This window comes from Nonomuraea sp. NPDC049624 (genome assembly GCF_040675255.1).
GTDB lineage: Bacteria > Actinomycetota > Actinomycetes > Streptosporangiales > Streptosporangiaceae > Nonomuraea.
The window spans coordinates 643,937-667,706 of record NZ_JBFAOR010000002.1 but is presented as its reverse complement, the minus strand read 5'-3'; the positions used below and the strand labels follow the sequence as shown (position 1 = coordinate 667,706).

The window sequence follows — 23,770 nt, the reverse complement described above, 5'->3', positions numbered from 1 at the left end:
CTCTGGGACGGGGCAGCCCGACGGGATGTGACAGGAACGGATGTGACGTGCGTCTCTCCTCCTGGGGAGTGGTCAGCGGCCTTCGTAGCGGGCCGGGCGCTTCTCGCGGAACGCCCGAGTGCCCTCCTTGGCGTCCTCCGAGCCGATCACCGGCCAGCCGAGCTCGTCCGACACCTTCAGGGCCTCGGGCTCCGGCATGCCCAGGGTGTCCCGGTACGTCCGCAGAATGGCCTGGACCGCCAGCGGCCCGGAGGCGGCGATGTCCGCTGCCAGTTCCCGGGCCGTCTCCAGCGCCCGCCCGTCCGGCACCACCCGGTTGACCAGCCCCATCGCCAGGGCCTCGGCGGCGGTCACGGAACGGCCGGTGAGCAGCAGGTCCATGGCGTGGCAGTAGGGGATCTGGCGGGGCAGCCGGACGGCGCAGCCGCCCATGGGGAAGAGTGCGCGTTTGGCCTCGAACAGCCCCAGGGTGGCCGATTCGGCGACCACTCTCAGGTCCGTCCCGACCAGCAGCTCCGTGCCGCCGGCGACCGCGTACCCCTCGACAGCGCTGATGATCGGCTTGGTCGGCAGGTCCTCCCTCAGCAGCCCCTTCCAGTGAAAATTCGGGATCTGGGCGGCCCTTGCCTGAACCTCGGGATCGGTCGAGGGTTGGCCCATGGCCTTGAGGTCGGCCCCGGCGCAGAACGTGCCCTCCGCCCCGGTCAGGATCGCGACCCGGATCGAGGGCTCGGCCGACGCGTACGCCCACGCCGAGGCCAGCCCGATCAGCATGTCCGAGGAGAGGGCGTTGCGGGCCTCCGGCCGGTTCATCGTGACGGTCAGGACGTGGCCGTCGCGTTCCACCCGGCAGTGCGGGGTGCTGATCGGCAGAAGCTCCATGTACGCCTCCCGAATCCCAGAAGCAATGAATCAAGCGCTTGCTCCGCACTTTACCCGCGGGATACGCTCCGCACAGCAAACGAGAACAAGTTCCTGTTTTGCTACGCCTGAGCTGAGGAGATCAGATGGGCACGCTCGGTTTCTGGAGGCTGGCGCAGGCGGATCCCGAGTGGATCGCGGCCGTCGACCCCGACGGCACGGAGCACCGCGCGGGTGACCTCCTGGCCCGTTCGAACCGCCTCGTCCACGGGTTACGCGAGCTCGGCCTGGAGCCGGGCGACGGAATCTGCGGCCTGGTCCCGAACGGCGCGGACGGCCTCGTCCTCTACCTGGCCGCGCTCCAGGCCGGCTGGTACTACACGCCGATCAACTGGCACCTCACCGGCCCGGAGATCGGCTACATCGTCTCCGACAGCGAGGCCAAGGCGTTCTTCGTCCACCCCCGCTTCCTCCAGGAGGGCGCCAGGGGAGCCGAGGCGATCGAGCCGCACCGCCGCTTCCTCCTCGGAGACGGCGGCGGGGACGGCGGCGGGGACGGCGGCCGGGACGGCTTCCGCCCGGCGAGCGAGCTGACCGCCGGGCAGCCGGACACCGCGCCGCCCGGCCGCACGGCCGGCGCCACCATGCACTACACCTCGGGCACCACCGGCCGGCCCAAGGGCGTCAGGCGCACGCTGAGCGGCCTCGACCCCGACGACGGCGCCGAGCTGATGACCTTCCTGCTCGGCCTGTTCGGCATCACGGCCGGGCCGCCCAACGCGCACCTGGTCACCTCGCCCAGCTACCACACCGCCGTCACCCAGTTCGGCGGCAGCGCCCTGCACATGGGCCACACCCTCGTCTACATGGACAGATGGGACGCCGAGGAGACGCTCCGGCTGTGCGAGCGCTACCGCGTCACGAACTCCCACATGGTTCCCACGCACTTCAAGCGCCTGCTCGCGCTCCCCGAGGCCACCAGGGCCAAGTACGACCTGTCCTCGCTCAGGTGGATGATCCACGCCGCCGCCCCCTGCCCCGTCCCGGTCAAATGGGCGATGTTCGAGTGGTGGGGCGACTGCATCTACGAGTACTACGCGGCCACCGAGGGCGGCGGCACCCTGGCCACGCCCGAGGGCTGGAAGGCGCATCCGGGCACGGTCGGCTCCGCCTGGCCGATCAGCGAGCTGCTGATCGCGGACGACGAGGGCGAACCCGTACCGACCGGCACTCCCGGCACGATCTACATGAAGATGATGGGCGTGCCCTTCGAGTACAAGGGCGACCCCGACAAGACCGCCGCGAACCGGCTCAAGGACTACTTCACGGTCGGCGACATCGGATACCTGGACGAGGACGGCTTCCTCTTCCTCTGCGACCGCAAGGCCGACATGATCATCTCCGGCGGGACGAACATCTACCCGGCCGAGATCGAGAACGAGCTCATGATCCACCCCAAGGTCGCGGACGTGGCCGTGTTCGGCATCCCGGACGACGACTGGGGCGAGCAGATCAAGGCCGTCGTCGAGCCCGCGCCGGGCGTCGCGCCGGGTCCCGAGCTCGCGGCCGAGCTGATCGCCTCGCTGGAGGGCCGCCTGGCCCGGATGAAGTGGCCCAAGAGCGTCGACTTCATCGCCGAGATGCCCCGCGAGCCCAACGGCAAGCTGCTCAAGCGCAAGCTCCGCGCACCGTACTGGGAGGGTCACGACCGTGCCATCTGACGATCCGCTGGTCGCCCAGCACGTCCTGGAGTTCCCCGGCGGCTACACCCGGACCACCGGGCCGGTGATCGGGCGCTTCCTCACCGAGTTGCGCGGCCGCCGCATCGTCGGAGTGCGCACGAAAGAGGGCAAGGTGCTCGTGCCGCCCCTCGAATACGACCCCGCCACCGGCGACCCCGTCACCTCCGAGTACGTCGAGGTCGGCCCGGCCGGCACGGTGACCTCCTGGGCCTGGGTGCCCGAGCCCCTGGCGAACCACCCGCTCGACCGGCCCTTCGCCTGGGCCACGATCCTGCTGGACGGCGCCGACACCGCGCTCGTGCACGCCGTCGCCGCCGACGGCCCCAAGGCGCTGTCGAAGGGCTCCCGCGTCTGGCCGGTGTGGCGCGACCGGCCCACGGGCCACATCACCGACATCGCCCACTTCGCACCCGAGGTCACGAAGATCGTGTCCAACGTGCGGGCCGAGTACCGCCTCCAGGCGGGCGGCTCGCTCCGCGTCTTCCTGGAGGGCGTCGAGCGCGGCGTCTTCCTCGGCGGACGTTGCGAGCAGTGCGACCAGGTGTACGTGCCGTACCGGATGTCCTGCCCCCAGTGCGGAGGTCTCATCCCGGAGACGCTCGAACTCCCCGACACCGGGACGATCACCACGTTCGCCATCAACAACCTGCCGGATCCGCGCGCGCCCGAAGTGCCGTTCGTCTCCGCCTACATCCTGCTCGACCACGCCGACATCCCCATGATCGCCCTGATCGGCGACGTACCCGCGCACGAGGTGCGCCAGGGCATGCGGGTCAGGGCCGTCTGGGTGCCCGAGGAGGAGCGGAGCAAGTCCATGGCGAACATCCGCTGGTTCGCCCCCACCGGCGAGCCCGACGTGGAGCTGTCATGAGAGAGGTCGCGATCGTCGCGTTCGCGCAGACCGTCCACACCGACCACGACACCGGGCTCACCGAGCCCGAGCTGATCCTGCCCGTGATCAGCGAGGTCAAGGAGCGGACCGGGCTGACCAGGTTCGGCTTCACCTGCTCCGGGAGCTGCGACTACCTGGCCGGGGCGCCGTTCTCGTTCGTCAGCGCCCTGGACGCGCTCGGCGCCTGGCCGCCCATCTCCGAGAGCCACGTCGAGATGGACGGCGCCTGGGCCCTGTACGAGGCGTGGGTCCGCCTCCAGCACGGCGACATCGACTCGGCCCTGGTCTACGGCTTCGGCAAGTCGTCGCTCGGCGACCTGCGCACCATCATGACCCTCCAGCTCGACCCCTACTACCTGGAACCCCTCGGCCTCGACCAGCTCTCCCTGGCCGCACTCCAGGCGAACGCGCTCGACGCGGACAGGAAGCAGCTCGACGAGATCGTCCGCCGGTCCAGGGCGGACGGCAGGAGCAACCCGTACGCGCTCGACCTGCCCGAACCGGACGGCGAGGAGGTCGCGGTCGAACCCCTCAGAAAGACGGACGTGCCGCCCGTCACGGACGGCGCGGCGGCGATCGTGCTGGCCACGGCGGAACTGGCCGGACGGCTCACCAGCCGCCCCGCCTTCGTCAAGGGCATCGCCCACCGCATCGAGCCGCACTACCTCGGCATGCGGGAACTGGCCAGATCGGCCTCCGCGGCCGACGCCGCACGGGCCGCCGGCGTCGGCAAGGGCCCGGTCGACGTGGCCGAGCTGCACGCCCAGTTCCCGCACGAGGAGCTCATCCTGCGCGAGGCGCTCGAACTGGGCGGCGACACGGTGATCAACCCGTCCGGCGGGCCGCTCGCCGCCAACCCCGTCATGGCCACGGGGCTCATCCGCATCGGCGAGGCCGCGCGGCACATCCTCGACGGCGGCGCGAGCCGCACCGTCGGGCACGCCGCCGGCGGCCCCTGCCTGCAGCACAACCTCGTCACGGTCCTGGAGGCGTGAATCATGGGCAACCGCTGCGCGGTGATCGGGGTCGGGCAGACGCACTACACCACCAAGCGCAGGGACGTCTCCATCGCGGGCCTGGTCCGCGAGGCGGCGCTGCGGGCCCTGGAGGACGCCGGGCTGACGTTCAAGGACATCGACGCCGTCGTGGTCGGCAAGGCGCCCGACCTGTTCGAGGGCGTGATGATGCCCGAGGCGTACCTCGCCGACGCGCTCGGCGCGGCGGGCAAGCCGATGATGCGGGTGCACACCGCGGGCAGCGTCGGCGGCTCGACGGCGCTGGTCGGCGCGAGCCTGATCCAGGGCGGCGTGCACGAGCGGGTGCTCGTGGTGGCCTTCGAGAAGCAGTCGGAGTCCAACGCCACCTGGGCGCTGTCCACGCACCTGCCCTTCAGCGCGTCGCTCGTGGTCGGCGCCGGCGGCTACTTCGCGCCGCACATCCGCGAGTACATGCGCAGGTCCGGCGCGCCCGGTCACATCGGCACGCTGGTCGCGGTCAAGGACCGGCTCAACGCCCTGAAGAACCCCTACGCCCACCTCAGGATCCCCGGCATCGACCAGAAGATGGTCGAGTCCACGCCGATGCTCTGGGAGCCGATCCGCTACCTGGAGACCTGCCCGTCCAGCGACGGCGCGTGCGCGATGGTCCTGGCCGCCGAGCACAAGGTCACCGGCACCCCCGCCTGGGTGCACGGCACCGCCATGCGCTCGGAGCCCATCTTCCGGGCCGGCCGCGACACCGTCAGCCCCCAGGGCGGCAAGGACTGCGCCGCCGACGTCTACCGCCAGGCCGGCGTCACCGACCCGCGCCGCGAGATCGACGTGGCCGAGGTGTACGTGCCCTTCTCCTGGTACGAGCCGATGTGGCTGGAGAACCTGGGATTCGCGGCGGAAGGCGAGGGCTGGAAGCTGACCGAGTCCGGCGCCACGGCCCTCGACGGCGACATCCCGTGGAACGCCTCCGGCGGCGTGCTGTCGAGCAACCCGATCGGGGCCTCGGGGCTGATCAGGTTCGCCGAGGCCGCCCTCCAGGTCCGCGGCCAGGCCGGCGAGCACCAGGTGGACGGCGCCCGCACGGCGCTCGGCCACGCCTACGGCGGCGGAGCCCAGTTCTTCGCGATGTGGATCGTCGGACGGGAGAGACCCTGATGGAGTTCAACCACGCGGACCTGTTCGAAGCACTCGCCGACACGATCGGGGACCGCACCGCCGTCATCTGCGGCGAGCGGCGGCGCACCTACGCCGAGCTGGACGCCGAGGCCAACCGGCTCGCCCACTACCTCGCCGACCTGGGCGTGCGGCCGGGCCAGCACGTCGGGCTGCACCTGTACAACGGCGTGGAGTACCTGGCCGGGCTGCTGGCCGCGCTCAAGATCCGGGCCGTGCCGATCAACGTCAACTACCGGTACGTCGAGGCCGAGCTGCTCTACCTCTACCAGGACGCCGACCTGCGCGCGCTGGTCTACGACGTCGAGTTCGACCCCCGTGTGGCCGCCGTCGCGCACCAGGCGCCGCTGCTGGACCACCTGATCGCGGTCGGCGGCGAGTCGTCGATCGCCTCGGCGGTGCCGTACGAGGCGGCGCTGGAGCGCGGCAGGCCGGAACGCGGCTTCCCCCCGCGCACCGGCCAGGACGTCTACATCATCTACACCGGCGGCACCACCGGCATGCCCAAGGGCGCGATGTGGCACGTCGAGGACCTGTTCATGGCCTTCGGCGGCGGCAACCCGTACGGCGACCCGCGCACCACCCCGCAGGAGGTCATCGACGAGGCCGTCAAGGCCACCCCCATGATCATGATGGCCACCTCGCCGCTCATGCACGGCGCCGCGCAGATGGCCACCTTCATCAGCTGGTGGGCGGGCGGGACGATGGTGCTCGTCCCCAAGTTCGACGCCGGCGAGGTGTGGCGGGCGGTCGAGCGCGAGCGCGTGCTCACCATGAGCATCACGGGCGACGCCATGGCCAGGCCGCTGGCCGAGGCGCTGGAGACGGGCACGTACGACCTGTCGTCGTTGTTCGTCGTCAGCTCCACCGGCGCGATCCTGAGCGGCGCGGTCCGCGACCGGCTCCAGGGCCTGCTGCCCGACGTCATGATCGTGGACAGCTTCGGCTCGACGGAGTCCGGCTACACCGCCTCCGCGCTGCCCGGCTCCACGCCCGAGACCGGGCTGCGCTACCAGCCCAACCCGTCGGCCAGGATCAGCGTCCTGGACGAGCGGGGACGTCCCGTTCCGCCGGGTTCGGGGCAGATGGGGACGGTGGCCAGGTCCGGGCGGGTGGCGTTCGGCTACTACAACGACCCGGACAAGTCGGCGCGCACCTTCGTCACCGACCCCGACGGCACCCGCTGGCTGCTCACCGGCGACCTGGCGACCGTGGACGCCGACGGCACCGTGCACGTGTTCGGCCGCGGCTCGCAGTGCATCAACACCGGCGGCGAGAAGGTGTTCCCGGAGGAGGTCGAGGCCGTGCTCAAGGGCCATCCAGGGGTGTTCGACGCGGTGGTGACCGGCGTGCCGGACGAGCGGTGGGGGAGCAGGGTGGCGGCCGTGGTCGAGCCGCGTCCCGGCGTCGAGGTGACCGCCGCCGAGCTGGACGCCCACTGCCGGGCGTCGTTGTCGGGGTACAAGGTGCCGCGTTCGTACGCGTTCGTGAAGGAGATGGTCCGCTCGCCCGCCGGCAAGGCCGACTACCGCTGGGCCAGGCAGACCGCCGAGACCGCCACCCCCTGACCACCCCAACGCACGCCCTGACCACCCCACCCCCACCGCGTGGCCCGCGCGCCCTCGCAGGGGCTCGCCTTCCTCCTGTCTCGGGGGCGTCGCTCGCCGGTTCCGGCCGCAGGGGAGGGTTACGTCGTGCGTAGTTCGGCCTCCACCTGGGCCGCCTCCTCGCGCCTGCCGGCCTTCTCCAGCAGCCGCAGCCGGCCGCGCAGCACGTCGCGCAGCAGTTCGGTGAGCTCGGTGAGCTCGCCGGTCCCGCCGTTCGCGCCGTTCGCGCCGTTCGCGCCGGCTCCGCTGTTCGTGGCGGGGCCGCCGGCGGTCAGGAGGCCGCGCAGCAGGCCGTGCGCGACCCGGAGGGCGGTGTCGGCCGCGTCGTCCCTGCCCAGCTCCTCCTGGCAGAAGCCGAGCCGGGCGTGGGCGACGGCGGCGGCCGGCTCGTCGTCGATGACCTGGGCGCCGCGATGGAAGACCAGGCTCGCCTCCAGCGCCCGGCCCGACTCCATCAGCGCGTCGCCCAGCATGAGCATGGCGCGGGACAGGATGCCGCCGAGCAGGGGGTTGGCGGGGGCGTGGCGTTCCAGCGTGGCGACGGCCTCGCGCAGCGGCCCCACCGCCGCCGCCGGCTGCTCGCGCAGCCGGAGCGCGGCGGCCAGCGTCAGCCCGGCACCGGCCCGGCTGACGTGCAGCGCCTCGGCGTTCATGCCCGTGGTCAGCAGCTCGTCGTAGATCGCGATGGCCTCGCGGGCCCGCTGCTCGGCCTCCGCCGCCGCGCCGGGCCGCAGCAAGGGCAGCAGCTCCGAGCTCTGCGCCAGCGAATCAGCCAGGATCGCCCGGTACGTCAGCTCGCCCGGCGACCGCCTGGCCAGCCGGATCAGCTCCTCGGCCAGCGCGCCCGCCTCCCGCGCCTCGCCCAGCATCATGTGGCACCTGACCAGGCGCTGGGTGGCCAGGGCATGCCTGAGCGTGCGCGGCGGCAGGCCGGTGACGGCGATCCTGGCGTACTCGGCGGCCTCCTCGGGACGCCCGGCGGCCAGCAGGTCGTCGGCCACCGTCCCGGCCACCTCTGCCGCCGCCGCGGGCCGGGCGAGCCGGACGTGCAGCCGCATGGCCTCCACCAGGTGGGCCAGCGCCTCCTGCGTCCTGCCGGACGCGCGCAGCACCTGCCCCCGCACCTGGATCGCCTGCGCGCGCACGCCGAGCAGCCCGGCCTCGCCGCCCCGCGCCTCGGCGGCGCGTTCCTGCTCGGCCAGCGACCAGGTCACCGCCTCCAGCGCGGCCTGCGGGCGGTCCAGGGCGGCCAGAGCGGCGCCGAGCTGGGCGTACGTGACGGCGGCGACGGCGGGCTCGTCCAGTTCGTCGCAGAGGTCGGCGGCGCGTTCCGAGTGGGCCAGAGCCTCCACCGGCCGACCGGCCTCCAACAGCCTGACCGCGTACCTGTTCAGCGTGTCGGCCAGCGCCCTCCCGTCCTCGGACAACAGGTCCACGGCCTGCTCAAGGACGGTCAGGTCGGCGTCGCCGAGCGCGGCAAGCGCCAGGCCCAGCGAATGCCGGTGGCGGGCGTCGAACGCGGCCAGCCCCTTGAGGACGCGTACGGCCGGAGCCGCCGTCGCGCCGCTGAGCATGAGGCAGTGGCCGAACCGCTCGTGGAGCAGCGGGTTCTCGCTCACCGGGGCTTCGCGCTCCAACGCCTCGGCGAACGCCGTCAGCAGCGGCAGCAGCCTGGCGGCCGTCCTCGGGGTGGTCAGGTGGGCGGACAGCTCGTCCACGGCCTTGATGAGCACGTCGGGGCGGGGTAGGGGGCGTACCCGGAGGATCTGGGCGTACAGGTCGGTTCCGGCGGACGGGCCGTGACCGGTCACCCGGAGCCGGGCCAGCCGGGCCAGCGCCTGTACGTGCACGCCGGCCAGGTCCCGGGTGAGCGGGCCCTCCTCGGCCATCAGGGCGATGCCCTTGGCCAGCTCGGCGGCGGCGAGGTCGCGTTCGTCCAGGTCGGCGTGGCACAGGCCGCTGAGCTCCAGGCAGGTGGCGGTGAGCAGGCGGGTGCGCTCGGGCGGCTCGGGCACCAGGATGTCCAGCGCGCGGGTGACCGATTGGAGCGCTCCTGCCACGTTCCCGGCGGCCAGCCGGAGACCCGCGTGCAGACGCAGCGCGCCTGCGAGCACGACCGGGGACTCCAGCCGCTCGGCCACCAGCCCTTCACACACCGTGACCAGCCGCTCCGCCTTGCCGTCGGCCGCCTCCAGGCGGCCCGTGGCCTCCAGCGCCACGACCTCCAGGACGAGCAGCTTGGCCAGCTCCTGCTGCACCACGAAGCTGACCTCGGCCTGCGGCCCACACGCCTCGACAGCACCCCGCAGGTACGGCACCGCCTCCTGGTACCGCCCCAACCCCACAAGCGCCCGCCCAACCGCCCCCACAACAGCCCCACCCACAACGGGGCCTCCTGCGACGGGGCCTCCTGCGACGGGGCCTCCTGCGACGGGGCCACCCCCGACGGACCCTCCTGCGGTGGGCGCGCCTGCGGTGGGCCCACTCACCACCGCCCCACCCAACATCCCGCCGCCGCTTCTAGCCCCCTTGGTACCCCCGTCGCCCACGCCCCCGTCGCCCACGCCCCCGCCGCCCGCGCCGCTCAGTCGCGCGCCGTCCAGGCCCGCGCCACCTGCGCCGTTCGCGCCGTTCCCGTCGCCGGGGTCGTCAGGTGCCGCGTGGCGTCGTAGGAGGTCGGCGGCCTGGGTTGCGAGGCGGAGGCCGTCGCGGGCGCGTCCGGTTTCGGCCCAGGCGCGTGCCAGCGCTGCCTGGGCGGCGACGAACGCTTGCACCCTCACGGCTTGCGGCCCGTTCGCAGACTGGAGCCTGTCTCCGGTTTGCGGTCCGTTCGGGGCATGCGGCCTGTCTGCGGTTTGCGGCCGGTTCGGGGTCTGCGGACCATTCGTGGGCTGTGGTCCGGTGGGGAGTTGCGGGTCCTCCAGGGAGCTCGGGCCGCCCATGGCTTGTGGGCCTTCCAGGGCCGCAGGGCCGGTGGCGAATGCGGGGGTGTCCGCGGGTTCCAGGGCGGCGCGGCGTTCGGTCAGGGTTCGTTCGGCTCTGGTCACGTCGGGTGGCGGGGTGATCAGGGTGGTCATCCAGGGCTGTTCGGGTTCTCCGGCGGCCGCGGCGGTGGGGTCGGTCGTCGAGTCCTGCCAGGCTTGGATCTCCTCCCGGTGTCGCCGGTAGGACGCGTCTGCGGTGCTCAGAGCGTCGTACAGGGCGGCCGCCGCCTCCAGGTGGGCTCGGGCGTCGGCGGGGCGGTCGAGTTCGGCCAGGCAGAGGGCGAGCAGGTGCCTGGAGCGGGCCCTGGCGGCCGTGTGTCGTTCGTCCACTTTGTCCAGTTCGGCGGCGAGGATCGCGGCGTCCTGGAGCGGGTCGAGCGCCTCGCGGGGGCGCGCGTCGGTCAGCAGCAGTTCGCCCAGGTCGAGGAGCTGGGCGGTCAGGGCCGGGCGGTGCTCGTCGGGTTCGAGCGCGACCAGCGAGCGCAGGTTCCGCACCGCCTCGGCGGCGAACCGCTCGGCCTGGTCCAGGTCGTCCAGCTCGCGGTGGAATCCGGCCAGCAGGCCCGCGGCCTCGGCCAGCATCAGCCGCAGGCCCGGCTCCTCGTCCGCCAGGCCGCGCAGCCGTACGACGGCCTCCGCGGCGGGTGCGACGGCCTCGGCCGCCCTGCCGTGTTCGCCGAGCCACCGGGCCAGCAGGCACAACCGCTCAGCCAGATCCCTGTCGGTCGGCGCCGCGCCCGCCACGGCGGCGGTGACCGCCACGGTGAGACAGGCGGCCAACTCGGGCAACGCCTCCGGCTCGGTACCGGTGTCGGCGAAGGCGAACGGCGGGACGGGCGCTGGCACCCGCCTGACGACGCCCGGCATGGCGGCCGGTCCGGCGCCTGGCGCCGTGCCCGGTCCGGAGCCGTGGGGCATGGGGGGCTGTCCGGCAACGGGGATGGCGGGCGGCCCGGCACCTGGCGTGGTGGCCGGTCCGGAGCCGTGGGGCACTGGCGGGTGGGCGGTGCCTGGCGTGGTGGTCGGTCCGGTGGCGCGGGACGGAGGGGGCTGTCCGGCGCTGGGCGTGGCGGGTGGTCCGGTGAACTCGGGCATGGTGGGCGGGACCGCGTCGCGTGTGGTGGTCGGTTCGAGGCTGGGTAACGGAAGGGCGGTGGGTTTGGGGGGTTGGGGCAGGGGAGCAGAAATGGGGCTGGTGGGGAAGGCGTTCGCGGTGAGGACGTCGGTCAGGGCTGTGGCGACCTCGCCGGAACCGCCCGCCGCCGCGAACGCCTCCACTGCCTCGGCCGTCCGCCCCGAGTCCAGCAGCGCGCACGCCAGGTTGTGGTACGCCTGCCCGGCCCGTCCCGCGTACCGGGGGGCGTCCTCGGCCAGGATGCGGAACCGGGTCGCCGCCTCCTGGACGGGCCTCAGCGCGCTCCCGGACTCGCCCGCGAGCAGCAGGCACGCCCCCAGGACGAACAGCGCCTCCGCCTGACCGGCCGCCTCCTCGTACGGGGGAGCGGCCGCGAAGATCTCCACGGCCTCGGCGGCGGCCACCACCGCCTCACCCACCCGTCCCACGGCCGACAACCGGGACGACAGCCGGGCCAGCGCCCCCGCCAGCGAGGTCCGCCTGCCACCTGCACGGAAGTGCCGTACGGCCAGCTCGGCCAGCGTCACCTCAAGGGCCCGCAACCCGAGCGGCGGCCCAGCCCGGAAACCACCCCATGAATCCGCCCGGGAATCCACCTGCGCATTCCCCTGCGCATCCCCCCGCGCATCCACCAGCGGCTCCGCCTGCGGTTCGAGGGTCAGCGCGGCCGCCGCCGCGGCCGTCGTCCGGTCGGCCGGCAGTTGTGTGAGCGCGGCGTTGAGCAGGTCGCCGAGCCGGGTGGCGGGGTTCGCCGCCGCCTCCGCGACCAGCGCCCCGAGCCTGGACGTCACCAGCGAACGCAGCGCCCGCCCCACCTCCGCCCGCTCCGCGCCCAGGCGGAGCACGTCGAGCAGGCGTGCCAGGTGCCCGGCCGTCCGCCGCTCGTGGTCGTGCACGGCCAGGACCAGCGCGTCCAGGTCCTCGGTCTCGGCGAGCGCCTGCTCGGCCACCAGGTCCGGGCCGAGCGGGCACAGCCGGTCCACGCCGGGGAAGACGCGTCCCAGCCAGTCGGCGACGACCGCCGCGGCCTGCGGGTCGCCGTGCAGGGCGGGCACGGCCGACAGCAGGCCGGGCAGCTCGGCGGGGGTGGGGGCGGTGAGCGTGAGCAGGGCGACGGACTGCCGGGCGGTGGTCTCGTCCACCTGGGCGCGGCCGGCGGGCCAGACGGTGGCCCACTGGTCGCGTTCGCGGTCGAGGAAGCGGCTGAGCAGCTCCTCGCCGACGGTCACCACCGCGCGCGTCCTGGTCCCGCTCCGGCCGCCGGGACGGAAGGCGTTCCAGGACGTCCCGGGGCGGGGCTCGGGCGCTGTCCGGTAGGGCGGGGCGCCGATCCCGCCGCCGGGCAGGGCGTCCGGGACGGTGGGCGCGGGCAGGACCTCCGTCTCGCCGCCGCGCAGCCGCAGCAGGGCCGCCAGGTGGACGCGGAGCGGCAGGCCGTACTCGGGGTCGTCCAGGCGCGGCGGCGTGGGGAGCGCGGCCCGGCTCGGCGCGAACGACTTCATCGCCGTGAACGCGTGCTCGGTGCGCTCGTTCAGGGTGAGCGGGTGCTGGTTGAGCTGCACGGTCGTGGTGTTGAGCCGGCGCAGCCAGCCGCCCGCCGCCGTGTCCAGCCGCCGCCACCACTCCGCCTCGCCGGGCTCGCGGGCCAGCAGCAACACCCGTACGCGGGGGTTGTGCCCGTGCTTGGCCAGCCGCCGTACCAGCTCGCCCACCAGCGGAGCGGACGGCTCCGGCGACTCCACGACCACCAGCGAGGGCCGCACCGCCTCCAGCGACACCGCCGCGCGCCCGGACAGGGCGGCGAGCGCGGCGTCCAGGGACAGGAAACCGGCGTCCCAGCCCGCTTCCCGCAGTTCCTCGCACAACTCCCCGGCCAGCCGGGTACGGCCCGTGCCGCTCCGCCCGGTCACCACCGCGACCGACAGCGCGGCCGGCTCCCCGGCCCAGGCCCGCAGCGCGGCGAGCTGCCCGTCCCTCCCGGAGTACGGCACCACGGCGTGCCGCGGCAGCAGCAGCCGCCAGTCCGGGCAGTCGGACGGCAACGGCTCCCGCGCCGGCAACAGCAGCCCGGCCAGGACCACCCGCCCGTCACCGGCGGAAACGCTCTCCACCGCGCCAGGCGCAGCCCCGGTCAGCTCGCGGAACCGGTCGTCGCCCAGCAGCACGCCCACCGGCACCGCGTCGAGCCGCCCCCGGGCGTGCCCGGCGGCCGAGGCCGTGACGACGGCGGCGACCTGCCCGGCGGGCTCGGCCAGCAGCGCGGCCCCGGTCAGGCCCGCCCACACCTGCAGGGGAGGCGGCGGGCCTGGCACGTCCATGCTGAGCGTCCGCGACGCCGGGCCCCTGGGGGCGGCGGTGGTTCCGGACAACACCCGGACGTCCCTGAACCCCGACCGCCGGGGCGCCTGCGGGAACCCCATGGCCAGGCACGGCACCCGCTCCCCGGTCGGCGCCGCCCACCGGACGTGCCCGATGCCGGGCACGTCGGCCCAGGGCTCTCCGGGCACCCGCAGCAGCGCCGCGCCGTGCCCGCGCCAGACCTGCTCGGCCGACGCCCACCGGGACGACCACGGCGGGCGCACCTGGCAGGGCGCGCCGGGGTCCACCACGAGGGACGCGGTCAGCACGAGATCCGTGCCGATCACATGGCCGGTCGCGGTCACGCCGACCACGTCGTCGTGACCCGAGTAGACCTCGACGACTCGTTCGAGGCCGAGGCGGTGCGGTGGCGCGTCCATGGGTCCGCCTAGCTGCTACGTCCCGGCTTTTCGTCCCCCGATCGATCTCACTATCGCATTAAGAGCGGGAAATTTCGCGGCTTGTCATGCCTTCTCAGTTGTGAGCCACGCGGCCAGCCCGAGGTACACCAGGCCACTGCCCACGTCGAGCCGCCGCCGCGCGCGTACGGACCCGCGCAGCCGTCCGGCCAGCGTGGACGACAGCAGCGCGTACATGCCGTCGCTGGCCATCCCCAGCACCAGCCACAACCCGCCGAGCAGGAGGATCTGCGGCCCCACCGGCCCCGCCGCCGGGACGGTGAACAGCGGCAGGAAGGTCAGGAAGAACACGGCCGTCTTCGGGTTGAGCACGTTGACCACGAACCCCTCCCAGAACAGCCGCCGCCTGGACTGCACCTTCAGCTCGACGACCTCCTCGGACTCCCCGCCGCGCTTCATCAGCTTGCGCAGGCCGAGCCAGAGCAGGTACGCCACGCCCACGTACTTGACGACCGTGAACGCGGTCGCCGAGGCCGCGATCAGCGCGCTGAGGCCGACGGCCGCCGCGCCGATGTGGACCAGCGAGCCGGCGTGCACGCCCAGCACCGAGACCAACCCGGCGGACCGGCCCTGGGAGACGCTGCGGGTGACGATGTAGAGGACCGCGGGGCCGGGGACCACGAGCAGTCCCAGCGTGGCCGCGCAGAACAGCGCGATATGCGTGATGTCCGGCATGTGCTCATGGTAAGGACACCGTCAACGGCTTTCCCGGGCGGGCGTCAGGCTCGCGCCGAGCGCTTCGAGCAGGGCGCCGGTGGCGGGCGGGTGCGGCGGCTCGCCGTAGACGGCGGCGTAGACGTGCCTGGTGGAGCCGGGCACCTGGGTCGCCTCGACGTCGGGGTTGCGGTGGGCGCTGAGCGCCAGGCCGGGCAGGACGGTCAGGCCCATGCCGGCCGCCACGAGCGCCTGCACGGCCACGATGTCGTCGCTGGTGAAGGAGATGCGCGGCTCGAACCCGGCCTTGGCGCAGATGTCGAGCAGGTGGCTGCGGCAGCGGTCGCAGCCGGCGATCCAGGGGGAGTCGGCGTGGTCGGCCAGCTCGCCGCCCGGCTCGGCGGAGACCAGGTAGCTGGGGTCGTCGAGGAGGTGGATCAGGTGCAGGCCGGCGTCCTCGGGGGCGGTGTCGTCGTACCGGAACATGACGGCGACGTCGACGCGGCCGGCGCGCAGCAGCCTGAGGGCCTCGGGCGGCTCGGTCTCGGTGAGCTCCAGGCGCAGCCCCGGATGGGCGGCCGACAGGCGGCGGACGGCCGACGGGATGAACGTGCCGAGCGCCGACGGGAAGGCGGCCAGCCGCACCCGGCCCTCGCGCAGGCCCACGTGGGCGGCCAGCTCCTCGGCCGTGGCGTCGATCCGGCCGATGATGTCGGCGGCGCGGTCGGCCAGCAGCCGGCCCGCCTCGGTCAGCCGGATGCCGCGCCCCACCCGCTGGACGAGCTTGGCACCGGTCTCGGCCTCCAGCCGGGCCAGGTGGTGGCTGATGGACGGCTGGGAATAGTGGAGCTCCTTGGCGGCCGCGGTGAGCGACCCCTTGCGGGCCACCGCGACGAGGACGCGGAGCCGGGCGACGTCGAGCATTCATCAATCGTATCTATCAATGGGCCAGAAGACTTCTGTTGGACCTATCGATCGCCATGGGCCACCGTAGAGAGGGAGGACAAATTGCCACATTCTCTCTAGGGGGACACCGTGAACATGGTCGCGACTACCACCAGGCCAGGGCTCGACGTTCTGGTGTCCGGCATCTCCGAGATCGTGGCCAGGAAGCTCGTCGCCCGCGAGACCGCGTTCGCCGTCGCGGACCTGCTGCGCGACCGGCTGCCCGGCATGGACATCCTCACGCCCGAGGAACGCCTCGGCACGCCCGACCGCTATGCCTCCCACCTGCTGCACGCCCAGGACGAGTTCTCGATCGTGGCGGTCGTGTGGCGTCCCGGCCAGTACACGGTGATCCACGACCACGTGTCCTGGTGCACGTTCGGCATCCTCAGCGGCATCGAGCACGAGACGCTCTACCGCGACATGGGCGACCACCTGCTGGAGATCGGACGCGCCGACAACCGGCCGGGCGAGGTCAGCGGCTTCGCCCCGCCCGGCGACATCCACATGGTGCGCAACACCAGCGACGAGGTCGGGGTGTCGCTGCACGTGTACGGCGCCGACGTCGGCAAGCTGGGCAGCAGCGTGCGCCGCGTCTACGAGCTGCCGGTGCGCTGAGCCCGCCTCACCTGATGCGGCCGTGGAGCAGCTCGACCAGGGTCTGGTGGGTCTGCTCGATCGGCCGTTCGGGGTAGAGGGCGCGGCGCTCGATGGCGACCGTCAGGACCATGCCGAACAGGGCGGTCGCCGCCGTCTCCACGTCGAGGTCGGCGCGGATCTCGCCACCGGCCGCCGCCCTGCGCAGCACGCCCGCGTACACGCCGAGCGCGCTCTCGCGCAGCCGCGCCACCGCCTCCTGCCAGGCGGTGCGCCACATCTCGGCCAGCAACACCCGGGCGAACGGGCCGTGCTCCTCGAAGAAGCGCAGCTGGCCCAGCACGACCGAGTCGAGGGCGGCCAGGCCGCTCCCGCCGGTGTCGGCGGCGGCCAGCGCGCCCGCCAGCCGCTCGATCGAGTGCTCCAGCAGCGCGGAGAACAGGCCCTCCTTGCTGCCGAAGTTGTAGAACACGGTGCCCTTGGCCACCCCGGCGCGCTCGGCGATCGCGTCGACCGTGGTGGCCGCGTAGCCCTGCTCGGCGATCAGCTCGACCGCCGCCGTGAACACCTTCGCCCGGGTGTCCTGCCTGCTCACAGCGACAGCTCGGGGTGCAGGCGCTTCATGGACCAGACGCGGCCCCGCTCCACCGCGAGGGTGGTCAGCGCGAGCCCGAGCACGAGGAATGCGGACAGCACGCCGCAAGCCTGCCACACCACGGTCAGATCGCCACCACTGATCAGCCTGCGCAGTGCCGAGACGACCCAGCTCATCGGCAGCCACGGCGAGATCGTCTGGAAGAACCCGGGCGAGGTCTCGATCGGGTACGTCCCCGCCGCCGAGGTGAGCTGGAGCATCAGCAGCGCCAGCCCCACCACCCGGCCGGGCGGCCCGAGCAGCGCGTTGACCGCCTGGACCACCGCCAGGAACGCGGCCGCCGCCAGCAGCAGCAGCCCGATCACCCCGAGCCAGTGGGCCGCCTCCAGGCCGAGCGCGAACCGCAGCACCGCCGCCAGCACGCCGACCTGGGCCGCGCCCAGCGCCACCGCGGGCAGCCAGCCGGCCAGCGCGATGCGCACCGCGCCCTGGGTCCCGGCCAGCCGCCGCTGGTTCAGCGGCTTGAGCACCATGAACGTGATCATCGCGCCCACCCACAACGCCAGCGGCAGGAAGAACGGCGCGAAGCCGGTGCCGTAGTTGGGGACCTCGTTGTCGACCGTCTTGGCCAGCCGCACCGGGTCGCTCATCACGTCGGCGCGGGCGGCCCGCTGCTGGGCGTCGTAGTCGGGGATCTTCTCCGCACCCTCGCCGAGCCCGCCCGCCAGGTCCTTCGAACCCTTGGCGAGCTGGTCCATGCCCTTGTCCACCTGGCCCGCGCCGTCGTGCAGCCGGCCGACCCCGGTGCGCAGGGTGCTCGCGCCGTCGCTGAGCTTGACCAGCCCGCCGCCGAGCTGACCGAGGCCGCTGGTGACCTGGGCCGAGCCGTCGTGCAGCTTGGCCGCGCCCTGGTAGAGGGTGCCCGCGCCGGTGCCGGCCTTGGCCAGGCTCGCGTCCACGGTCGCCGCGCCCGCGGCCAGCTTGGCCAGGCCGTCGTCCAGGGCGTTCACCTGGGTCCTGACCTGGTCGACCTTGGGGCCGATCTGCGGGGCCACGGCCGCGATCTTCCTGGCGTTCCTGGCCAGCTCGCGGGCCTGGGCGGACAGGGCGGAGGCGCCGCCCGTGCCGCCGCCCGTGCCGCCGGCGCCGGCCGAGCCGGCCTGCTCGGCGGCGCGTTCCGCGGCCTTCGCCGCGCTGCGCAGCAGGGAGCGCACCTCGGGGTCGGCGTCCGCGCCGAGACGGTCGAGCGCGGCCTGCGCCTGCGAGGCGGCCTCGCGGGCGCTGCCCGCCGCACGGGTCGCGCCGGCGCCCGTGCCGGAGCTCGTGCCGGAGCCGTCCGCCAGCCGGTCGGCGGCGTCGGCCACCTGCTCGGCGGCGTCGGCGACCTTCGGGCCCCACTCGTTCAGCACCGGCACGTACTTGTCGGCGAGCTGGTTGACCGCGCGCGTCTGGGTGTGGACCTGGTCGGCCGCCTTCCGGGTGCCCTTCCGCAGCTCCGAGGTGCCCTCGCTGCGGAGCTTGCGCAGGCCGTCGCGCAGCTCGCCGATGGCCTGCTGCGCCTTGCCGATGCCGCCGGTGACCTGGGCCGAGCCGTTCCGCAGCTTGCCGGTGGCGGTGTTGGCGCTGTTCAGGCCGACGGAGAGCTGCTGGGCGCCGTTCTCGGCGGTGCCGAGGCCGGAGTTGAGCCGGGAGACGCCGTCGCCGGCCTTGACCGCGCCGTCGTGCAGCTTGCCGGCGCCGTCGGCGGCCTCGGTGGTGGCGTCATGGATGTCGCCGATCGAGACGAAGACCTTGTCGAAGTAGTCGTGGATGGCCGTGCGCTCGGCGGCGGCGCGTACCTCGTTGAAGACCGCGTCGGAGATGCTGCCGACGATGTAGCTGCGCCCGGTGTCCACGCGCAGGCCGAGCTGGGCGGGGGTCGGGGTGGCCGTGTCGTCGGACGGGGAGGCCAGGCGGGCGCTGAAGTCGGCGGGCACGGTGAGCGACAGGTAGTAGCTGCCGTCGGCCACCCCGTCGGCCGCCTGCCGGGGCGTGGCCTCGTGCCAGGCGAACGTCCTGCGCTCGCGCAGCTCGTCGGCCAGGTCCTGGCCCGCGTGCAGGGTCTTGCCGTCGACCGTGGCCGGGCGGTCCTCCATGACCAGCGCGACGGGGACCCGGTCGAGGTTGCCCTGGGGGTCCCAGAACGACCACAGGTACAGTCCGGCGTACAGCAGCGGCAGCACGATCACCGCCGCCAGCGCAGCCCGGGTCAACCGGGACCGCAGCATGCCCTTCATCACAGCTCCACGAGGTGGTCGTAGCGGGCGGGCGGGCGCACGCAGGTCGCGACCACGGCCGTGCCGAGGCCGGCGCCGAGGTCGCGCAGGAGGTCCCAGAGCTTCTGTACGCGGTCGTCGGGCAGGCCCGCGTCCACGTTGTCGGCGAGGATCACCGCGGGCTCGTCCAGCAGGGCCAGGGCGACGCCGAGGCGCACCTGCTGCTCGCGGTCGAGCTGGCTCACCGGCGTCGTGTCCGGCGCCGTGAGCCCCGCCCGCTTCAGGACTTCCCGGTACGGCTTGCGCCTGCGCTCGCGCAGGTGCTCCTTGACCGTCAGCGCTCTGTCGAGATCCGTCACGCCGTCGACCAGCGCGAGCGCCGCCGCCTTGCGGATGGCCCGCGGCCTGGTGTGCCCGGCGACGGAGAGTGTGCCCGTGGTCGGCTTCATCCGGCCGGCCAGCGTGAGCAGCAGGCTCGTACGCCCGCTGCCCGCCGGCCCGGCGACCGCCGTGAGCGTGCCGGGGCCCGCCTTCAGCGAGACCGCCGGGTACACCCCCTCGATCGACAAGCCCTCCGCGACGATCACCACAACCCCATCTCTTGAACTGACTGGTCAGTACAAAAGATTACCTCGTGATGCGGCGCGTCACACTGTGAGATACGCCTCGAACCGCTCGGCCAGCTCCTTCGGCCGCGACAACATGACCATGTGACTGCCCCCGATCTCGTCGGGTATGACACCGAGCCGTTCCCGGACCACCTTCCGCATGAACTCCGGCGGGAAGAACCGGTCGTCCCGGCAGAGCAGGAACCGCGTCGGCACGTCGGGCCACGCCGCGCCCGGCCACGGCTCGACGGACGACTTCTCCGCCTGCGCACGCCCCCGCGACAACTCCTCCTCCGCCAGCTCCTCGGGGACGTCGTGCATGAACTGCGCGATCGTGTCCAGGCCGTCGGCGCCCTGGTATCCGGTGTTGGCCCACCACTCGCCCGGCGGCTCGCCCGGGACCGGGATCATGGCCGTGACCAGCACGAGCAGCTTCACGGGCAGGCGCTCGCAGACCAGCGGGGCGACGAAGCCGCCCCACGAGTGGGCCACCACGACCAGCTCGTCCGCCTCGCCGACGGATCGCGCGACCGTGTCGGCGTAGTCGGCCAGGCCGGCCGACTCGTCCTCGATCGGCAGGTCGACGGCCACCGTGCGGTGGCCCCGGGCGCGCAGCTCGGCCTCGACCAGGTGCCAGTCCCAGGCGGAGCTGCCGCCGCCGTGGATCAGCGCGAACGTCGCCACCCGACTCACCCCCGCGCCGTCGTGCCGGAAACGCCCCGCGGTGCCTCGCTCATGGCTCTTGCTCCCATCGTCGGTGTCCCTGTTCACGACGCAGTATGGCGAGGAGGTAAGACAGAAAACGTAGCTGTACCGCGCGCTCAAGGTCGCCGGGCTCGCGACCGCCTCGCAGCTCGCCGAGCAGGTGGACGAGGCGGTCTCCCTGGTCAGCTACCACCTGCGCAAGCTGGCCTCGCACGGCCTCATCGAGGAGACGCAAGGAGGCCGGGGCGACGCCCGGGAGCGCTGGTGGCGGACGTCGGCGGAGAGCTTCTCCACCCGCAACTCCGACTTCCGCGACAGCCCCGAGGGCGTCGTGGTCCACCAGACCCTGTCCCGCCTGCACGCCCGCCAGCTCTCCGAGATGTACGAGGGCTACCTCGACGCGCAGTGGGCCTGGAGCGAAGCCTGGCAGGACTCGTCCTTCGGGTCGGAGTTCCTGCTGTCGCTGACGGCGGAGGAGTTGCGCGACCTCCGGCAGGAGATCGACGACGTGGTCGCGAAGTGGACGGCCCGCGGCCGGGCGGCCGGCGAGGCGGGTGACACCGAGGGCCGCGAGAACGTGGCCGTGCACCTGTACGGGTTCCCGTTCACGACGTGAGGAGAGACCAGGATGAACCCCGACTTATACCTACTTGTCGAGCGAGTACGCGCACAGGAACTGCGCGCCGCCTCCCAGAGCCGCCGCCGTACAGACCGGACAGGCCGTACAGAGCGGACAGGCCGGACAGCCCGAACCGGCCCGCCGCGCCGGCCGCACCCGGGGACGCTCGCCCGCGCCTGGGAACGGCGGCTGGGCCGGGCCCTGGTGGAGACCGGCCTGCGCCTGGTCAGCCGCGGCAGGACCAGGCAGACACCGCGCCTGACGGCGGACCACCACGCCTGACCCGCCCGGCCCGCGACCCCTGGCGCGACGCCCGGTCCGCGACGCCCGGTCCGCGACGCCCGGACCGCCGGGCGTTCTAAGCCGGAGCCGTCCCGTTCAAGCCCTTCAGGACCGCGCGTTCGACCGGCGTCGGCGCGGTGCCGGTGAGGTCGAGCAGGCCGGTCGGCATCAGCGGCGGCTGGGCCATGAAGCGCGGCACGCTGCCGCGATGCGGCTGGGCCGAGTGGATCAGGAACGGGTGGCACAGGAAGACGTCGCCGGGGGAGCCGGTGACGGTGACCTCCCGGCGCCCCTCGCTGAGCGGCACGGCGTCCCCGCACAGCGAGAACCATTCACGCCCTTCGTCCCCGGAATCGGCGAGCAGGGCGGGCACGTCCAGGTGTGAGCCGACGCGTACCCGGGTGGGGGCGTCGTCGGGGCCGACCTCGGAAAACAGGAACAGCATGAGCAAGGCCCGGCCGCGCGAGCGCAGGTTCACCCGGTACTCGCCGGCGTCGCCGGAGAAGCTCGCCTCCAGGTGCCAGCCGTCGTCGCCGGGCTCCTTGTCGCTGGGGAAACGCAGCGGGAAGGTGCCGAGGCCCATGGGCCCGGTCCAGCGCCCGGCGCCCACGAGCTGGTCGTAGGCCTCGTGCAGCTCCTGAGTGTTGGCCGCCGCGCGAAACGGCGGGCTGGCCATCCAGCCCAGCCGCACGACCGGCTGGGTCCAGCTCGACGGGTCGTCGGGGTCGCAGCCGCTGGCCGCCCACAGCTCGGCCCGGCACTGCTCGGCGGTCTCCAGGGGAACCGCGCCGGGAAGCCGGACGAATCCGTCCTCGACGAACGACTCGATCTGCTCGTCGGTCAACATGCGCAGCCCCTCCTGGTGATTTCCGCGGAACGTCGTGCAGTCTGACGAACGGCGGCCAGGAGGGGCAACGCAATTTCCGCCCGGGGGCGAAGCTCAGACGCCGAGCGCCGACGGCAGGCTCAGCTCCTGCAGGAACAGCGCCTCGGCGGTGGCCACCCGGCGCAGCTCGTCGAGGTCGACCCGCTCGTTGGGAGCGTGGATGGCGGCGTCCTCGTCCTCGGCGCCGAACAGCAGGATCTCGGCCGCCGGGTACTGCTTGAGCAGCGTGTTCACCAGCGGGATCGACCCGCCCGCGCCCACGTCGCGCGGCGGGCGGCCGAACGCGCGCTCCATCGCCCGGTTCAGCGCCGACCGCGCCTTGCCGCCGGAGTCGGCCTGGAAGCCGGACCCGACGGTGAAGTCGTCGAACGACACCTGCACGCCCCACGGCGCCACCTGGCGCAGGAACTCCACCACGGCGTTGACCGTGGTCTTCGGGTCGCCGGACGGAGGCACCCGGACGGTCACCCGGGCCCGCGCCGCCGGCTGGACCGCGTTCACGGCGCCCGACACGGTCGGCACGTCGAGGCCCGTGACGGTGATGGCGTACGAGGCCCACAGCCGGTCGGCCAGCGAGCCGGAGCCGACCAGCGAGACGCCGTCCGCCACGCCGGCGGTCTTCCTGAACTCCTCCTCCGAGGGCCCCTGGCCGAGGAAGCTGCCGCGCGGCAGGCCGGGCACCCGGATGTCGCCGTTCTCGTCGTGCAGCGCGGTCAGCATGCGCATCAGGGCGGCCAGCGCGTCGGGGGCGGCGCCGCCGAACGAGCCGCTGTGCACGGCCTCGCGCAGCGTGCGCACCTCGATGGTGAAGGCCGCCATGCCGCGCAGCGACGTCGTGACCGCCGGGTCGCCGACGCGCGGGTTGCCGGTGTCGGCGACCACGATGGCGTCGGCCCGCAGCAGCTCGGGGTTGCGCTCGACGAAGGCCTCCAGGCGCTCGCCCGCGTACTCCTCCTGGCCCTCGATGATGACCTTGATGCCCACCGGGAACCGGCCCTGGAAGGCGCGCAGCGCGGCGATGTGCGAGATGATGCCCGACTTGTCGTCGGCGCAGCCGCGGCCGTACAGCTTGCCGTCGATCAGGGTGGGCTCGAACGGCGGCGTGCGCCAGGCGGCCAGGTCGCCGGCGGGCTGCACGTCGTAGTGCGCGTACAGCAGGACGGTGGGCGCGCCGGGAGGGGCCGGGGCCTCGCCGTAGATCGCGGGGAAGCTGCCTTCGACGGCGACCTGCTGGACGTGCGGCAGGCCCGCCGAGCGCACGAGCTCCTCCGTCACCGCCGCGGCGGCGAGGACCGGCTCCTCCGGGTGCCCGGGGAAGGCCACGGACGGAATGGCGGCGAGCCGCTTGAGCTCCTCGATGGCTCGGGGCATCGCGGCGGCGACGGCGCTCTCGATCTGGTCAGGAGTCACGGGACGGTCCCCCGGGGGTCGTTCTCGACAGTTTGGTCTCATTGGATCACA

Annotated in this window: 17 protein-coding genes; 7 read left to right on the top strand and 10 right to left on the bottom strand. The window is 73.4% G+C overall.

Features of this window, described 5'->3' with window-relative positions:
• Window positions 1-72 precede the first annotated feature (72 nt).
• Window positions 73-882, bottom strand: a complete 810-nt coding sequence (locus AB0J76_RS09355; protein ID WP_352323095.1) for a crotonase/enoyl-CoA hydratase family protein — start codon at window positions 880-882, stop codon at window positions 73-75.
• A 125-nt stretch (window positions 883-1,007) separates the two neighbouring features.
• Between AB0J76_RS09355 and AB0J76_RS09350 the strand changes: the two genes are divergently transcribed.
• Genes AB0J76_RS09350 through AB0J76_RS09330 form a run of 5 tightly spaced genes read left to right on the top strand, consistent with a single transcriptional unit; the run spans window position 1,008 to window position 7,228 of the window.
• Window positions 1,008-2,582 carry an acyl-CoA synthetase gene (locus tag AB0J76_RS09350; RefSeq protein ID WP_352323094.1) on the top strand — a complete coding sequence of 525 codons (1,575 nt, stop codon included), beginning with the start codon at window positions 1,008-1,010 and terminating at the stop codon, window positions 2,580-2,582.
• Window positions 2,572-3,474 carry an OB-fold domain-containing protein gene (locus AB0J76_RS09345; protein ID WP_352323093.1) on the top strand — a complete coding sequence of 301 codons (903 nt, stop codon included), beginning with the start codon at window positions 2,572-2,574 and terminating at the stop codon, window positions 3,472-3,474. Before AB0J76_RS09350 ends, AB0J76_RS09345 begins: the two co-directional genes overlap by 11 nt.
• Entirely contained in the window at window positions 3,471-4,490 is a 1,020-nt protein-coding gene (locus AB0J76_RS09340) for a thiolase domain-containing protein (RefSeq protein WP_352323092.1), read from the top strand. Before AB0J76_RS09345 ends, AB0J76_RS09340 begins: the two co-directional genes overlap by 4 nt.
• A gap of 3 nt (window positions 4,491-4,493) precedes the next feature.
• The gene (locus AB0J76_RS09335; RefSeq protein ID WP_352323091.1) at window positions 4,494-5,642 is read left to right on the top strand and encodes a thiolase domain-containing protein; all 1,149 of its coding nucleotides are present in this window, start codon (window positions 4,494-4,496) and stop codon (window positions 5,640-5,642) included.
• Complete coding sequence (locus AB0J76_RS09330; protein ID WP_352323090.1) at window positions 5,642-7,228, top strand: acyl-CoA synthetase; 1,587 nt, start codon at window positions 5,642-5,644, stop codon at window positions 7,226-7,228. The genes AB0J76_RS09335 and AB0J76_RS09330 overlap by 1 nt, the downstream gene beginning before the upstream one ends.
• 119 nt (window positions 7,229-7,347) lie before the next feature.
• Here AB0J76_RS09330 and AB0J76_RS09325 read toward each other — a convergent pair whose 3' ends face one another.
• The 3 genes from AB0J76_RS09325 to AB0J76_RS09315 form a co-directional block, all read right to left on the bottom strand.
• Window positions 7,348-14,124 carry a hypothetical protein gene (locus AB0J76_RS09325; RefSeq protein WP_352323089.1) on the bottom strand — a complete coding sequence of 2,259 codons (6,777 nt, stop codon included), beginning with the start codon at window positions 14,122-14,124 and terminating at the stop codon, window positions 7,348-7,350.
• Window positions 14,125-14,208: 84 nt separating this feature from the next.
• Entirely contained in the window at window positions 14,209-14,838 is a 630-nt protein-coding gene (locus AB0J76_RS09320) for a LysE family translocator (RefSeq protein ID WP_352323088.1), read from the bottom strand.
• Between the two features lie 21 nt (window positions 14,839-14,859).
• On the bottom strand, window positions 14,860-15,741 hold the full coding sequence (locus tag AB0J76_RS09315; protein WP_352323087.1) for a LysR family transcriptional regulator: 882 nt from the start codon (window positions 15,739-15,741) through the stop codon (window positions 14,860-14,862).
• A gap of 117 nt (window positions 15,742-15,858) precedes the next feature.
• Between AB0J76_RS09315 and AB0J76_RS09310 the strand changes: the two genes are divergently transcribed.
• Window positions 15,859-16,380 carry a cysteine dioxygenase family protein gene (locus tag AB0J76_RS09310; RefSeq protein WP_352323086.1) on the top strand — a complete coding sequence of 174 codons (522 nt, stop codon included), beginning with the start codon at window positions 15,859-15,861 and terminating at the stop codon, window positions 16,378-16,380.
• 7 nt (window positions 16,381-16,387) lie between these two features.
• On the opposite strand, the gene AB0J76_RS09305 is transcribed toward AB0J76_RS09310, so the two are convergent.
• From AB0J76_RS09305 to AB0J76_RS09290, 4 genes are read right to left on the bottom strand one after another with little or no spacing between them, the layout of a single operon-like run.
• Entirely contained in the window at window positions 16,388-16,954 is a 567-nt protein-coding gene (locus tag AB0J76_RS09305; protein WP_352323085.1) for a TetR/AcrR family transcriptional regulator, read from the bottom strand.
• Window positions 16,951-19,230 (bottom strand): YhgE/Pip domain-containing protein, encoded by a 2,280-nt coding sequence (locus tag AB0J76_RS09300; RefSeq protein ID WP_352323084.1) that lies wholly within the window; start codon window positions 19,228-19,230, stop codon window positions 16,951-16,953. The genes AB0J76_RS09305 and AB0J76_RS09300 overlap by 4 nt, the downstream gene beginning before the upstream one ends.
• Window positions 19,230-19,799: an ATP-binding cassette domain-containing protein gene (locus tag AB0J76_RS09295; RefSeq protein WP_352323083.1), complete on the bottom strand. Its 570-nt coding sequence runs from the start codon at window positions 19,797-19,799 to the stop codon at window positions 19,230-19,232. Before AB0J76_RS09295 ends, AB0J76_RS09300 begins: the two co-directional genes overlap by 1 nt.
• A gap of 57 nt (window positions 19,800-19,856) precedes the next feature.
• Complete coding sequence (locus AB0J76_RS09290; protein ID WP_352323082.1) at window positions 19,857-20,501, bottom strand: alpha/beta hydrolase; 645 nt, start codon at window positions 20,499-20,501, stop codon at window positions 19,857-19,859.
• A 124-nt stretch (window positions 20,502-20,625) separates the two neighbouring features.
• Between AB0J76_RS09290 and AB0J76_RS09285 the strand changes: the two genes are divergently transcribed.
• On the top strand, window positions 20,626-21,138 hold the full coding sequence (locus AB0J76_RS09285) for a helix-turn-helix domain-containing protein (protein ID WP_352323108.1): 513 nt from the start codon (window positions 20,626-20,628) through the stop codon (window positions 21,136-21,138).
• Window positions 21,139-21,499: 361 nt separating this feature from the next.
• Here the strand turns inward: AB0J76_RS09285 and AB0J76_RS09280 are convergent, their stop codons facing one another.
• Complete coding sequence (locus AB0J76_RS09280) at window positions 21,500-22,270, bottom strand: phytanoyl-CoA dioxygenase family protein (protein WP_364389208.1); 771 nt, start codon at window positions 22,268-22,270, stop codon at window positions 21,500-21,502.
• A gap of 93 nt (window positions 22,271-22,363) precedes the next feature.
• Window positions 22,364-23,719, bottom strand: a complete 1,356-nt coding sequence (locus AB0J76_RS09275) for a dipeptidase (RefSeq protein ID WP_352326941.1) — start codon at window positions 23,717-23,719, stop codon at window positions 22,364-22,366.
• Window positions 23,720-23,770 lie beyond the last annotated feature (51 nt).

Excerpts from the sequence above, each read along its gene's own strand:
- AB0J76_RS09355 (WP_352323095.1), bottom strand. The coding sequence starts at position 882 with ATGGAGCTTCTGCCGATCAGCACCCCGCACTGCCGGGTGGAACGCGAC.
- AB0J76_RS09350 (WP_352323094.1), top strand. The coding sequence starts at position 1,008 with ATGGGCACGCTCGGTTTCTGGAGGCTGGCGCAGGCGGATCCCGAGTGG.
- AB0J76_RS09340 (WP_352323092.1), top strand. The coding sequence starts at position 3,471 with ATGAGAGAGGTCGCGATCGTCGCGTTCGCGCAGACCGTCCACACCGAC.
- AB0J76_RS09335 (WP_352323091.1), top strand. The coding sequence starts at position 4,494 with ATGGGCAACCGCTGCGCGGTGATCGGGGTCGGGCAGACGCACTACACC.
- AB0J76_RS09330 (WP_352323090.1), top strand. The coding sequence starts at position 5,642 with ATGGAGTTCAACCACGCGGACCTGTTCGAAGCACTCGCCGACACGATC.
- AB0J76_RS09325 (WP_352323089.1), bottom strand. The coding sequence starts at position 14,124 with ATGGACGCGCCACCGCACCGCCTCGGCCTCGAACGAGTCGTCGAGGTC.
- AB0J76_RS09320 (WP_352323088.1), bottom strand. The coding sequence starts at position 14,838 with ATGCCGGACATCACGCATATCGCGCTGTTCTGCGCGGCCACGCTGGGA.
- AB0J76_RS09315 (WP_352323087.1), bottom strand. The coding sequence starts at position 15,741 with ATGCTCGACGTCGCCCGGCTCCGCGTCCTCGTCGCGGTGGCCCGCAAG.
- AB0J76_RS09310 (WP_352323086.1), top strand. The coding sequence starts at position 15,859 with ATGGTCGCGACTACCACCAGGCCAGGGCTCGACGTTCTGGTGTCCGGC.
- AB0J76_RS09300 (WP_352323084.1), bottom strand. The coding sequence starts at position 19,230 with ATGAAGGGCATGCTGCGGTCCCGGTTGACCCGGGCTGCGCTGGCGGCG.
- AB0J76_RS09280 (WP_364389208.1), bottom strand. The coding sequence starts at position 22,270 with ATGTTGACCGACGAGCAGATCGAGTCGTTCGTCGAGGACGGATTCGTC.